The sequence below is a fragment of the Psychrobacter sp. AOP3-A1-26 genome (assembly GCF_052378235.1).
In the GTDB taxonomy this organism is placed as follows: domain Bacteria; phylum Pseudomonadota; class Gammaproteobacteria; order Pseudomonadales; family Moraxellaceae; genus Psychrobacter.
The window spans coordinates 1-12865 of the sequence record NZ_JBQSXN010000039.1 but is presented as its reverse complement, the minus strand read 5'-3'; the positions used below and the strand labels follow the sequence as shown (position 1 = coordinate 12865).

General features: G+C 43.4%; 12 protein-coding genes. 4 read left to right on the top strand and 8 right to left on the bottom strand.

What is annotated here, in order from left to right:
• The first annotated feature begins 115 nt into the window (after nt 1-115).
• Both ACT3TU_RS08135 and ACT3TU_RS08130 read left to right on the top strand, forming a co-directional pair.
• Nucleotides 116-1525: a deoxyguanosinetriphosphate triphosphohydrolase gene (locus ACT3TU_RS08135; RefSeq protein WP_444784260.1), complete on the top strand. Its 1410-nt coding sequence runs from the start codon at nt 116-118 to the stop codon at nt 1523-1525.
• 118 nt (nt 1526-1643) lie between these two features.
• Nucleotides 1644-2324 (top strand): TetR family transcriptional regulator, encoded by a 681-nt coding sequence (locus ACT3TU_RS08130; RefSeq protein ID WP_192522925.1) that lies wholly within the window; start codon nt 1644-1646, stop codon nt 2322-2324.
• A gap of 14 nt (nt 2325-2338) precedes the next feature.
• Here the strand turns inward: ACT3TU_RS08130 and gspK are convergent, their stop codons facing one another.
• The 6 genes from gspK to ACT3TU_RS08100 form a co-directional block, all read right to left on the bottom strand.
• Nucleotides 2339-3415, bottom strand: a complete 1077-nt coding sequence (gspK, locus tag ACT3TU_RS08125; protein WP_444784259.1) for a type II secretion system minor pseudopilin GspK — start codon at nt 3413-3415, stop codon at nt 2339-2341.
• Between the two features lie 12 nt (nt 3416-3427).
• Nucleotides 3428-4297, bottom strand: coding sequence for a type II secretion system minor pseudopilin GspJ (gene gspJ, locus ACT3TU_RS08120; RefSeq protein ID WP_192522924.1), 870 nt, complete (start codon nt 4295-4297; stop codon nt 3428-3430).
• Nucleotides 4294-4893 (bottom strand): type II secretion system minor pseudopilin GspI, encoded by a 600-nt coding sequence (gene gspI / locus ACT3TU_RS08115; RefSeq protein WP_444784258.1) that lies wholly within the window; start codon nt 4891-4893, stop codon nt 4294-4296. Before gspI ends, gspJ begins: the two co-directional genes overlap by 4 nt.
• Before the next feature lie 3 nt (nt 4894-4896).
• Nucleotides 4897-5748 (bottom strand): type II secretion system protein, encoded by an 852-nt coding sequence (locus tag ACT3TU_RS08110; protein ID WP_444784257.1) that lies wholly within the window; start codon nt 5746-5748, stop codon nt 4897-4899.
• 180 nt (nt 5749-5928) lie between these two features.
• Nucleotides 5929-6609: a TetR/AcrR family transcriptional regulator gene (locus ACT3TU_RS08105; RefSeq protein WP_192522922.1), complete on the bottom strand. Its 681-nt coding sequence runs from the start codon at nt 6607-6609 to the stop codon at nt 5929-5931.
• A gap of 230 nt (nt 6610-6839) precedes the next feature.
• Complete coding sequence (locus tag ACT3TU_RS08100) at nt 6840-7628, bottom strand: TatD family hydrolase (protein ID WP_192522921.1); 789 nt, start codon at nt 7626-7628, stop codon at nt 6840-6842.
• Between the two features lie 478 nt (nt 7629-8106).
• Between ACT3TU_RS08100 and ACT3TU_RS08095 the strand changes: the two genes are divergently transcribed.
• On the top strand, nt 8107-8772 hold the full coding sequence (locus ACT3TU_RS08095) for an acyltransferase (RefSeq protein WP_444784256.1): 666 nt from the start codon (nt 8107-8109) through the stop codon (nt 8770-8772).
• Between the two features lie 69 nt (nt 8773-8841).
• On the opposite strand, the gene ACT3TU_RS08090 is transcribed toward ACT3TU_RS08095, so the two are convergent.
• Together ACT3TU_RS08090 and tsaA are read right to left on the bottom strand one after the other, a co-directional pair.
• On the bottom strand, nt 8842-10629 hold the full coding sequence (locus tag ACT3TU_RS08090; protein ID WP_444784255.1) for a GspE/PulE family protein: 1788 nt from the start codon (nt 10627-10629) through the stop codon (nt 8842-8844).
• Nucleotides 10630-10758: 129 nt separating this feature from the next.
• Nucleotides 10759-11637: a tRNA (N6-threonylcarbamoyladenosine(37)-N6)-methyltransferase TrmO gene (tsaA, locus tag ACT3TU_RS08085; RefSeq protein ID WP_444784254.1), complete on the bottom strand. Its 879-nt coding sequence runs from the start codon at nt 11635-11637 to the stop codon at nt 10759-10761.
• 404 nt (nt 11638-12041) lie between these two features.
• Between tsaA and ACT3TU_RS08080 the strand changes: the two genes are divergently transcribed.
• Nucleotides 12042-12815, top strand: a complete 774-nt coding sequence (locus tag ACT3TU_RS08080; RefSeq protein ID WP_192528943.1) for a ferredoxin--NADP reductase — start codon at nt 12042-12044, stop codon at nt 12813-12815.
• The last annotated feature ends 50 nt before the right edge of the window (nt 12816-12865 follow it).

The window sequence follows — 12865 nt, the reverse complement described above, 5'->3', positions numbered from 1 at the left end:
AGAACAATCAAAAGTCAGCCTTTGTGCTGGCTTTTTTATGCACGTAATTTTAGTATGATAAGGACAGCCCCTAAAATCGTTTAAAATAATAATAATCAATAGTGAGCTATGATTTATGAGTACTCAATTTGATCAACCAAGCAGTCCTGCTAAGCATTGGGCGCGACTATTTAATGCACAACGTCTGGGCAGTAATAAAAAAGCCCCCGCTCAAGACAGCGCGCGCTCCTCCTTTCATAAGGATTATGACAGACTGGTATTTTCGCACTCCTTTCGGCAGCTCAATCAAAAGACCCAAGTTCATCCATTAACCAATCAATTGGGTATTCATACGCGCTTAACGCATTCGCTTGAGGTATCTTGTATTGGACGTTCTTTGGGTGTCATGGCAGCAGAGAAGCTCCATGATAAATTAGCTGCTGGTTTACCTAATGGAGTCACGCCAGCTGATGTCGGTGTGATTGTTCAAGCGGCTTGCCTCGCCCACGATATTGGCAACCCACCTTTTGGTCATGCTGGAGAGTATGCTATTCGCGACTGGTTTATGCACCCTGACCGACAGCCAGTGTTGCAAAATCTGAGCAGTAACGAGCAGCTGGATTTACTAGCGTATGAGGGCAATGCGCAAGGATTCCGCATATTGACCCGCAATGAGCATCACCCTGACGCAGGCGGCATGCGCTTGACTTGTGCAACGTTGGGCGCGTTTATGAAATATCCTTGGCTTGCTAGTCATCGCAACGACATTTATCAAGGCGAACGTCTTACCAACGTGCAAAAGTTTGGCTGTTTTTATAGTGAGTCGGCGCAGTTAGAAGAACTGGCAGCGTGTTTAAGTCTGCCGCGCTCAGAACAACACGATGGTTTTGCCCGTCATCCCCTCGCCTACTTATTAGAAGCCGCCGATGATATTTGCTATGCGCTGATAGATTTAGAGGATGGTATCAACCTCAATATGCTAACCTATACTGAGGTCGCGGCAATCTTTTATGAGCTGATTGGCGAGCGTCCGAGTAGTATCAGCTTGCCTAAAAATATGTCAGTTAGACAGCATTTGGCATCTCTACGGGCACGAGCCATGATGCGCTTGATCAATGCCGTGACCGATGCCTTTGTTGCTAACAGTGATGCTATGCTCGCGGGAACATTAAACGGCAGCCTGTTTGCCCATTGTGATGCGACCGTTCAAAGTGGCATCACCCAAGCTAAAGAATTGGCACGTGAAAAAATATTTAATCACCCAAGTAAAGTACGTATGGAGCTGATGGCCAATCAATGTCTGCAGAGCCTGCTCGATGCTTTTATGCCGTTGGCTTGGACTAATGAGAAAAACACACCGTTGTCCTTTGAGCAACAGCGGCTACTAAGATTGCTACAGCCATATTTTGAGGAGCATCGTCGTATTTTATCAGACAATACCTATCACAATATGCTCAATGTCTTAGACTTTATCACTGGTATGAACGACCATGAAGCGTATCGGTTAGCCCAAGAGCTCCAAGGACACTGGGGCACCATCGTCTAAAAACTAAGCTTAAAAACCGAACCTAAAAACCGAGCCATCAACGATAACCCTATATTTCATTCGTATTTTTGCAATGAAATGAGTATGATAAACATCTATCAGGTAATTTTGAAATATTATGAGTAGTCGCGAACAAAAGAAACTTCAAACTCGACATGCCTTTTTTAATGCAGTGCTGGATCTGTGTATGACCGGGCAATCTTTTAGCTCAATCAGCCTTAGACAGGTAACGCGTGAGGTTGGTGTAGTGCCAACGGCGTTTTATCGGCATTTTGATGATATGGAATCGCTTGGACGAGCATTGGTGGTTGAGGAGCTGGGCGGTACGCTGGCCATATTAAGTGATAGTCTACATATTGGTCGTAAGCGCAGCTTCGATCGTCAAATCGCTAAGAGTATCCAGCTGTTTTTATATATGGTCAGCGATCAGCCCTATTACTGGCAATTTTTAGTCAGTGAGCGCTATGGCGGCTCAGAGTCCGTGCGTAAAGCCATCAATGAGCTCACTAAGAAACATGCGCAAAGCTTAGCTGATGACCTAGCACTACAGCCTGCCTTTACTCATATCAATGACTATGACCGCCGCCTATTGGCTGAGGCTGGGGTTAATATGTTCTTTTCTTGGATTATAGATTGGTTGGAGCTGACTTATACCGAAGACCACGATGATGAAATTGATTTAAACGAGATTGAAGAAAATAAGCAGCTGATGCTACACAACTGTACGCGCCAAGCACAGATGCTGTTTTATGGGGCTTATAACTGGAAATCTAGTGAAGAGACCCGCTTAAAAGATTAAGGACTGTATATTCGTTAGAAGACAGGTCGAAATGCCCAAAGTCGCTGTGTTACGACTTTGATATCCTTGGGCGTTTTATTTTTGTCGTCATTGGTAGCATTATTCGCGCTATTATTATCATTTCGACCATTATTGTTGTTACTACTTTCTCTCTCATCATCGGTCGCCATTTTGCTAATGACGATAGTTGCAAAACGCTGTCTTGCCTGACCGACAGTTGCATTATCGCTAGCAGTGATAAGCGCCATAAAAGCTTGGCTATCAACGGCTAATAATGGCGTTATGGCCTTTCTTTGCTCTTCATTTAAGCCACTTAAAATCGGCAATTGCCACACATCATCAACGGACGTAAATGCTTGTTTTTCTCGTAGATCAATAACCGCCTGCATCTGCTTACTGGTCGCACCATCTATCAACGCCGCAAGCAGCACCGGACTTGCCGTATTAATATTAATAGGCAAATAATAGGGTACGACGGTGATATAAGGTCGTAGCAATGCTAACACTTCAGCATTGACGCCCTTAACCTCTTCTAACTGATCGACACTGACAAAAGCTTGATTGGCCAAATTTTTATCAACAGAGCCACTGGACTGCTGATTATAAACCACACTTTCATCGCCACCGTCTTGATAAACTTCGCTGTCGGTATCTTGATAATCAAGAATGGCAATTGCAATGTCAGGCTCTACATTCAACTGTGTTAACAATTGCTGAAAAACGGTCAAAGCGGCAGTATCTACTGCGCCATGATGATATAAATTATTGATATTAAAACGACCGGCTTCATCGCGCACTTCGATGCCAATACTATGCCTGTCCAATGTATAAGGCGGTAATGGCTGCGCCCAAATATCTTGTGTGCTATCGGTGTCATTTAGCTCATCGTCAGCGCGGATAATTGTCAGCGCTAATTGCTGTCCAGTATTGATATCTTGTAATAACTGATTTTGGTCAAACAATAAACTGCTGCGCCTAATCGCAATCTTTTGACTGGCAAGCATCGCCCCTGCGACCACCGTAATACTGACCACCAATAATAAAATAGTCAGCAGCGCAACCCCACGCTGAGAGTTAGCTATCATTGGCATAAATTGCCTCTATCATTGACCAGATGGCACATTTTCAATAGTATTCCCTGAGTTATTATTTTCTACATTGCCATTGCTAGTGCCATTATTATTACTGTTGCTATTGCTACCACTAGGATTATTAGTTGCATTATTAACATTATCTTGACTGATATTCGGTAGCGGCTGCGGGGCGAGTGCCCATTGCCACACGATTGGCATATCTTGATAGGTAAAACTGACAGCGACACCTTTGGGTATCAGTACAACCTCAGGTGTTGCGTTGGTTTTATTGGCCATTTGCCCTGTTGTTCTATTTGTACCGTTGACATTATTCGTACTATCCGTGTCAGGGAATTTTTTACTCAGTTCTGGTAAATAAGCTTGCCAACGCCCCGCGGTCACACCTTCGAGCAATACACTATCTAAGCTGACGCTATCACGCCCGCTGTCGATACTAGTATATTGACGGCGAATCAAACGCTCATCTGCAAACACATATTCAATATGCTGCACACTAGCGCTACTTTGATAGCGTGGGTCAGGATCAGCAAAGCGGACAAAGCTGACATGCTCGCTATCTAAGCGCATAAAAGGCTCAGGCTCTACTTCATTTGCTGGTGTGCTATTATTGACATTGGAATTTGTAGTGTTATTTATACTGCTATTAGAACTACTTGTATTTTGAGTATTAGGTGCTTGATAAGGGATGATTTGCCCCATGTCTTGTTGCAGCTGCAAATAAGCATATTGCAATGCCGCCACATTATCAGCATGAAACTGCGCACGTTCACGGGCGCGGTTCACGCCATCAAACACCTGCCAGCCCGCCACTGCCAACATCGCAAATATTGCCATGGCAACCATCAGCTCAAGTAAGGTAAATCCATAACTTGATTTCATGGATTTCCTCCTATTTGACCAAGCTCGCTTTTACCTAAATCATTTTTATCTAAATCATTTTTATCTAAATCATTTTTATCTAAATCACTTTTATCTAAATCACTTTTATCTAAATCACTTTTATCTAAGTCACCTTTTCCCAAACGACTTAAATCTAAACTACCCACACCTTGCTTTGGATTACTAAGCATTACATCGATATCAGTCACTGCGTTACGCGCTTGCCCATCTATAACAGGTGCTACAGCGATATTCACTTCCTTTAATGCTGGCGTTATGGCATCACTAACTGTCATTATAATTTGCCAATCGCGACCTTGGGCAGTAATTTTTTGGGTTTTATTCGCTTTCAGCCAGGTTTCTTGAATCCGTAAATCAGCCGCCGCGTTTTGGGCGACAAAATGGGCAAGCGTGCGGGTGCGTAATACCTCAACCGAGCTCAGATAGGCGCTACTGGCTCGGCTAGCAGCCACGGCAACCACGGCTAAAATCGCTAGCGCCACCATTACCTCAATCAAGGTAAATCCACCTTCACGCTGTGATAGGGGCCGCTTTTGCTTGGTATAAACAGGTTTGGTTTTATAACTATCAATCATCTGCTATTGCCCTTGTCCTATCGACATACTGCCATCGGGCATAATGGTAATAACTTCGCCCACCAAACGTGAGTTATGACGTACTTCAATCGTCACAGGTGTTGCTTGACCGGTGCCAAACCATAGCACTTGCGGGACGGCTTGATCGGAAAACCAAGGCTGCATAGCTCGGGCTTGCCCAGTATTTGATACATTACCCGCATCTAGACTTTGCACGCTTAAACTCACGCCAGTAGGCAGTTCGGGCAAACTCACTTCTGGCTCAATGTCCCAGCTTGGCATGGGTGGTTTATCTCCAACAGCACCAGACATATTGGTTAAATCTGCAGATAATTCCATGGCATTTTTAGGGGTACTATCCCTAGTAGCCGACGTAACAGGAACCGTTTGATAAGCGACATAGGGGTTGGACAGGGTAACGATAACAGGGGTAACTTGACCTTGTTTATCCGCTTGCAAACTTAACCCCATCGGTTGCATACGTTCGGCAGATAAAAGCCGCACATAGCTAAGGGAATCCGTTAAATGCTCATAAAAAGCACGGTTTTTGCGTGATTCACTACCGCCAACCGATAAGCTCATCATGCCAGCAAATATAGATAGAATAACCACCACCACCATTATTTCGACAAGGGTAAAGCCCGCTTGCTGGTGAGTACTTATTGATCGCTTAGAAGAGGAAGCTTGAGGATTTTTTAATGAGGAATAATGATAATGTGAATGACAATGCGTATAAGATACTGGCGCGGTATCTGCTTGATCATATGATGGACTTTGGCTGCTTACATTTAAAACACTTAAGTCTAAATGGCAAATGGCGGCTGATCTGGACTGAGTCTTGGCAGTGACCGGCATATTGCACCTATAAGCCTATGATTAGGGTGTGGTATGAAGAGTGATGCTATAATTGGCTGACAAAATCAGTGAGTTTTTAAAGGCTGCTAGCGAATATCCTTTACCGTGCTGCAATATAATATATGGCAACACGCTATCCTACCAAAACTTATTTCAACGACTAACAGCCTAATAAAGACACTAATAATTGGTATTACGATGCTCTTCTGATTCGGTCTCAATTTGTTCTACCAATTCTTGCATATCCTCATCCATCACCTCATCATCAGCCGGATAGTGGCTAGGCAACTCGAGCATTTGCTGAACAAAAGCATAACGTAAGGTATCACGGCGACCCAGATAACGCTGATAAAAGCTTGAGTTTAATAGCCCCGCCCCGCCCTGACCCATTGCCCAAATAGAAGACAAATAATCGCGCGTACTCAAACTACTGCGCTCATCTTTTAAATAGGCACTAATAATGACAATCAAGCGCTTCATACGCTGACGGCGAATATCATACAACTCACCAAACAGGCGGTTAAGACCGGTCACTGATGCCGCCAAGCGTTCTTCGATTTGGTTGAGTAGCATGGCTTTTTGCGGATTAAACAGCTGCTGAAAAATCATACGCGCCACACCTGCCGATGGACAATCATCAATACGATTGATCTCAAACAACTGCTCTTCGTAACGAATAATAATACGCAGATAAAGCTCATCTTTACTGGAGAAATGCTTGTATAGCGTGCCTTTAGCCAAATCAAGCTGATCGGCTAAACTGTCTAAAGTGATATCACCATCGCCTGACTCAAGTAGCAGTTGTTCTGCCATCGCTAAGATATTCTCTTCTCGTGCCTTGAACTGATGCTGACGACTCATAATCTCTCCTAAAATCTGACAAGATGAAGCATATGACCATCGTTTATATCGATGCTTCGGCAAAAAGTCGGTGGCTGTACAAAGACTGATCGAGAACCACAATAGAAAATATGCTTGTATTTGCTAAATAGTCATGGATAATCATATCGTTACGCGTAGTATTTCGATTGCTTAGCGCATAAACTTTAAGGCTATCTAATAAATGACTGAGTGGTCATAGCATAACCATTTTAGTGATACTGTGCCAGTAAATTTTCAAAGTTTTTTGCTGTCAGCGAGCCTACCTCCTCCGCACTACAACCATACATCTCGGCAATACAACTTGCCACGTAGGGTACATACGCAGGCTCGTTCGGTCTACCACGCTTGGGAACAGGCGCTAAATAAGGGCTATCAGTCTCAATGAGTATGCGTTCTCTAGGCATGTTTTTTGCCGCATCTTTGATGTTTTGCGCACTCTTAAAGCTGACAATACCTGAAAAGGAAATATAAAACCCTAAGTCTAAGGCGCGTTTGGCGGTTTCCCAGTCTTCGGTAAAGCAATGAATAATGCCGTGCTCAGCACCTTCCGCTTTTAGAATATCAATTGTATCTTCTTTGGCGTCACGCATATGTATCACCAATGGTTTTTTTAGACGTTGGCTGGCATGAATATGACGTGCAAGGCTGGCTTGCTGCTCTTTTTTATTCTCAGTTGACCAGTAATAATCTAGTCCCGTCTCCCCAATCGCCCATACATGATCGGCATTGGCCGTTTCTACCAAACGCTCAACCGTTGCTGACTGCAATATATCGATATCTTCACAAGGATGGATACCGACGCTCATGCCAAGATTGAGCGCCTCATCACCATAAGTACTGACAATATTGGCAATCTCATCATATTCAGCAAAATCACACATAATGGCCATCGCTCGAGTGACATTGGCTGCTTTCATCGCGGCAATCGCCCCAGACAATTGACCATCATACTTGGTTAAATCTAATCGGTTAAGGTGGCAGTGGCTATCAGTAAACATAAATAATCTCGTTAGTAGAACTTTATCAGTTCAGTAAAAAAATTTGGCATTAAAGATGTAGGTCGCGTCATCATTTAGATTGTGAGGCTTAAAATGATTAAATGTGCTAATTGATGACATACTCTAAATGGGTAACTATATTTATTGCTCTAAAGTAATATAGTCAGTGAGAAGTAATATCGCTACATCACGTACTGCAGATACCGTTTTTTCTTGCTTGCTGTGCCTACGCAGACAGAGGCTGCAAAAAAACTATACCCACAGTATCGTAGCGTTTTTAAAGTATTTTAACTATACCATTCACAAAAACTAGAGTAGCAAGGAAAACGAGTGCAAGTACTACGCACGGTAGACTAAACGAGTTTGACACAGCTAATCGTACTTTTGGGTTTGGTATAAGCTATTTTCAAGTGATATTTAACGATACACTATCAGGATTCTCATCAACTATTTATTTACTTTTCATAAGCCTTTTACCATGAATAACAAAAAAACCATAACCCTTCCCCCTATCATAAAAAACTGGATGCCAAAACTGCTATATAAGCAACGGTTTTTATTACAAGACAAAGGACACAGTAATCACATCGATATTGCCAAAGACGTACGTATTATTGGCAATTCGGCGATTACTATTCGTAAAGGCCATGACAATCAAATTACTATCGCTGAGCACGGCAAATTCAACAAGTTAAAAATTGATATCAATGGCAATCACAATCAAATCACCATTGCAGAACAGGTCAAATTCTCAGGTCAGTTATTAATAGTCGGTAATCATTTACACATTCATATCGGCGCGCGTACCACTGCCATTGACTGCTATATTTTGGCCCGTGACAAAAGCGTCACTATTGGCAAGGCCTGCATGATATCACGCGGTATTGAAATACGCGCCACTGACGTTCACAAGGTTTACGACACAGACTCTAATGTGCGATTAAATAAAGCCCATACTGATGTTACTTTAGGCGACCATATTTGGATTGCCGCCAATGTAACCATTTCTAAAAACGTCTCTATTGCTAGTGGTTGTATCATCGCGGCAGGCGCATTTGTCAATAAACCCATTACAACACCAAACTGTATGGTTGCGGGCACGCCAGCCAAAATCATGCGCCAAAATGTACGCTGGGAGCGTTAAAGGCTCAAGCTATAAGCGATGTTTTGTTAAAACAAGTTTGGCGATTTGAAATCAATGCAACGGCGCGCTTTAATAAAGAGGCACCACTCGCATCACCTCTTCTATGGTCGTCAGCCCTTCACTAATACGCTTCGCCCCCGATAAACGTAGTGGTTGTACGCCTTCACGATACGCTTGCTGTTTCAGCACATCTAAATTGGTGTCAGCGGCAACCAGTTTTTTTAGCTCATTGGATAACGGCATGATTTCATATAGTCCAACGCGACCCTGATAACCAGTATGGCGACAGTGCTCACAACCTTGCGCTGTATAAATCTGTGCTGGCGCGGCAGCACGCCAAGGCTGAACCAATTCCTGCCACTGAGTAGCAATTTCACTATCTGCCGTAACATCGACGGCTTTTTTGCAATGCGGGCATAATGTCCGTAACAACCGCTGTGCCATCACGCCCAATATCGTCGCTGACGTCAAAAACGGCTGAATGCCCAAATCATGTAGACGGGTGATTGAGCTTGGTGCATCATTAGTATGCAGCGTTGAGAGTACCAAATGTCCCGTTAAGGACGCTTGCACTGCCATATTCGCGGTTTCAGCATCACGAATCTCCCCCACCATAATGATATCAGGGTCTTGACGCATCAAAGAGCGAATACCATCAGCGAAGTGCAAATCAACGCCAGGATTGACCTGCATTTGGTTAAAGGCCGGCTCAATCATCTCAATCGGGTCTTCAATGGTACAGACGTTGACTTGCTCGGTGGCGAGCTGTTTGAGGGTACTATATAAAGTGGTGGTTTTACCCGAACCCGTCGGACCTGTCACCAGAATAATACCATTTGGATGCGCCGTCAGCTCATGCCATGTTTCTAACTGCTTACCCGATAAGCCCAGCTGAGCAAACGAGCGCACCAGTACTTCAGGGTCAAAAACCCGCATCACCAGTTTTTCGCCAAAGGCGGTCGGCATAGTAGAGAGACGTAACTCTGTTTCCAATCCTTTTGGGGTACGCGTTTTTAAGCGTCCGTCCTGCGGCTTACGTTTTTCTGCCACATTGAGCCGTCCTAAAATTTTAATCCGCGCTGTAACCGCGACGATAATCGCCAGCGGCATCTCATAAACGGTATGCAGCACGCCATCGATACGAAAACGTACCTTGCCAGTTTCACGGCGTGGTTCTAGATGAATATCACTGGCACGCTGCTCAAAGGCATACTGCAACAGCCAATCAACGACTTTGACAATATGCTGATCATTGGCATCAGGATTAGTATTGTCGCCTAGCTGCAATAGTGCTTCCACATTGGTGACGTCAGCCGCCGCGCGTTTGTGTAGAGAGTTAGCGCCAGCAATTGCTTGCGTGACTTGATAAAACTCTTGCCGGTAGCGCTGAATCTGTTCAGGGTTGAGGTAGACCGTACGATAGCTTTTGGATTTGATAAGTTTTTCAATGTTGGCGTGCCAATCGGTATAAAACGGTTGATCGGTGCCGATCACGACCTCGTCCATTGTGACTTCAATCGGCAGAATATGCTGTGAGCGCGCGTATTCAAAAGACATCAGCTGCGTCACCGCAGGCACATCTATTTTTAACGGATCAATACGCACCAGTGTCATACCTGCTTTGGCAGCTAGCCATTGATTGAGCCATGTCAGCGTCAATTTATTGTCAGGGCTATTATGCAGTGCATGGCCATTTGGCAAACCAAACTCACTAATCGTTAGTAGCGGATTCTGCGCTTTATCACGGCGACTAGTAATCACCAGATTGTAGCCACGTTGATCGATGACTTTATCTGCCAACAGTTCGTCTAGGCACCAACGCAAATCAATCACTATCGAGTACTGTTGAGCTGACATATCTTTCTTCTTTTATGGTTTAAATGGTTTCATCGGTTATAAAATCATGTGCTGTTTTTTATAGTCGGTTTAATTTAAAAGTAGTACAAGGCAACCGAGTGTATAGGTAATACTTTTATAGTAGATTGACTATATTTCTACTACCGCCGTTATTTGCAACTCATCTAATGCTAACATCTGAAAGCTCACATCAACAGACTTATAGCGCATAACAAATGCTGCGTTTAGCTCTGTACGACGATAAGCAGGGCGTGGATCTTGGGCGATTAATGCTTTAATAACATCTAAATCAGACAGGAGTAATTGTTTTTTTATTTCATCAATGACCGCTGTTACGCTGCGCTTATCTTTCTTACTGTTTTTTTGGTTTTTACCATGTTCGTATTTTATATTATGAGCATGTTGGTTATCTACGATTTGCAAAAACTGCTCATACGCAGATTCATTGATAGTGACGGTTAATAACCTTGGCGCAGATGGCGCAAAGCCACTTTGTGCCTCAGGTAGCGCATCACTATAAGCTACATAAGGTTTTATATCGATAATTGGTGTGCCATCTATCATATCAGCACCGCTAATGAGAAGTAACACCCGACCTTCGACAACGTCAACACATTCAAGCTTGACCACAGACAGTCCTAACGCTGACGGTCGATACATACTACGACTAGCAAACACGCCTATCTTTTGATTACCGCCTAAGCGTGGTGGTCGAACTTGCGGCCGAAAACTACTATTGGCGATAGTAGCCTGCTTGTCTTTATGTAAATAGTTATGATGAAATTGCCAGCTGATCCAAATATGGCTAAACTCGCCCAAACCCACAAAAGCCGCTGGCGTATCATAAGGCGCTAGCATCTCAATCACGCTGGTTAATGCAACCAGATTCGGCTGTCTTGGTGCGCCAAATTTTTGGGAAAGTGGTGCCCGATGATAGCCGATAACTGGTGCATAATGAATAACTGGGCCGTGATGATGACTGTCTAAGGGCATATCGTCATCAGACATAAAATTTCTCCAAACCATTTTTATTACAGCTATGCTGGCTTTATTAAACAACCTTATTAAACAACCTTGTCCAATGATACAAAATTACTCACTAACGATATTCCATTTTATCATGCCTCACCATCACTGCTAGACGGATTTTTATTTTAAAGTTTGATATTATGATCAAGAAATTTATTGAGAATAGCTCGCATTCCTAAAACAACGACTTAAAAATGGGTGTTTATAAACAGCACGAGCACCTTATAAAACCGAATAATAATGTTAAAATAGCGCGATCATCGTCTATATAGACCTTTTAGTTTAATAAAAACTTGAAACATTTTATGCCTATCATTGAAAATGCTTATTCAACACTCATTTAAGTTAACCGATACAGATTACTAATTACTAACGAGGGCTTTATGTCAAAACTCCGCACCGAAACGGTTACAGAGGTTCATCATTGGAATGACTCACTGTTTAGCATCAAAACCACTCGCGACGATGGCTTACGCTTTCGCAATGGCGAGTTTGCGATGATTGGTATCGTTGTCGATGGTAGGCCGCTATTACGCGCTTACTCGATTGCCAGTCCGAACTATGAAGAACATCTGGAGTTTTTCTCCATCAAAGTGCAAGACGGTCCACTCACCTCACGGCTGCAACATATCAAAGTGGGTGATGAGCTATTGGTGAGTAAAAAGCCAACGGGTACTTTGGTACTAGATGATCTACTCCCTGGCAAAAACCTTTATATGCTGTCTACGGGTACTGGACTTGCACCATTTTTAGCCTTGGCGCGTGACCCTGAAGTCTATGAGCGGTTTGACAAAATTGTTTTGGTACACGGTGTGCGTCACGTAAAAGACCTAGCGTATCGTGAAATGTTTGAAGACGAGTTGCCAAATGATGAGATTTTTGGTGAAGACTTCCGTGAAAAGTTTATCTACTATCCGACAGTTACTCGTGAAGATTTTAGAAACACGGGACGTATTACCGACCTGATGAGATCTGGTAAGTTCTTTGAAGACATCGGTCTGCCACCGATGAATAAAGAAGATGATCGTGTGCTTATTTGCGGTAGTATGCCATTCAATGCGGATATTTCTGCCATTTTGGATGATTTTGGCCTGACCGTCTCGCCGCGTATGGGTGTACAGGCAGATTATGCCGTTGAACGTGCTTTTGTAGGTTAAACATCAACGTTGGTTAAAAATCCAATTTTATTTAAAATATAATAAATTAT

Bases quoted from the DNA above. Each gene is read 5' to 3' on its own strand.
- ACT3TU_RS08130 (WP_192522925.1), top strand. From the start codon at position 1,644: ATGAGTAGTCGCGAACAAAAGAAACTTCAAACTCGACATGCCTTTTTT.
- tsaA (WP_444784254.1), bottom strand. From the start codon at position 11,637: ATGTCTGATGACGATATGCCCTTAGACAGTCATCATCACGGCCCAGTT.
- ACT3TU_RS08135 (WP_444784260.1), top strand. From the start codon at position 116: ATGAGTACTCAATTTGATCAACCAAGCAGTCCTGCTAAGCATTGGGCG.
- ACT3TU_RS08095 (WP_444784256.1), top strand. From the start codon at position 8,107: ATGAATAACAAAAAAACCATAACCCTTCCCCCTATCATAAAAAACTGG.
- ACT3TU_RS08105 (WP_192522922.1), bottom strand. From the start codon at position 6,609: ATGAGTCGTCAGCATCAGTTCAAGGCACGAGAAGAGAATATCTTAGCG.
- gspK (WP_444784259.1), bottom strand. From the start codon at position 3,415: ATGCCAATGATAGCTAACTCTCAGCGTGGGGTTGCGCTGCTGACTATT.
- gspI (WP_444784258.1), bottom strand. From the start codon at position 4,893: ATGATTGATAGTTATAAAACCAAACCTGTTTATACCAAGCAAAAGCGG.
- gspJ (WP_192522924.1), bottom strand. From the start codon at position 4,297: ATGAAATCAAGTTATGGATTTACCTTACTTGAGCTGATGGTTGCCATG.
- ACT3TU_RS08100 (WP_192522921.1), bottom strand. From the start codon at position 7,628: ATGTTTACTGATAGCCACTGCCACCTTAACCGATTAGATTTAACCAAG.
- ACT3TU_RS08090 (WP_444784255.1), bottom strand. From the start codon at position 10,629: ATGTCAGCTCAACAGTACTCGATAGTGATTGATTTGCGTTGGTGCCTA.
- ACT3TU_RS08080 (WP_192528943.1), top strand. From the start codon at position 12,042: ATGTCAAAACTCCGCACCGAAACGGTTACAGAGGTTCATCATTGGAAT.
- ACT3TU_RS08110 (WP_444784257.1), bottom strand. From the start codon at position 5,748: ATGCCGGTCACTGCCAAGACTCAGTCCAGATCAGCCGCCATTTGCCAT.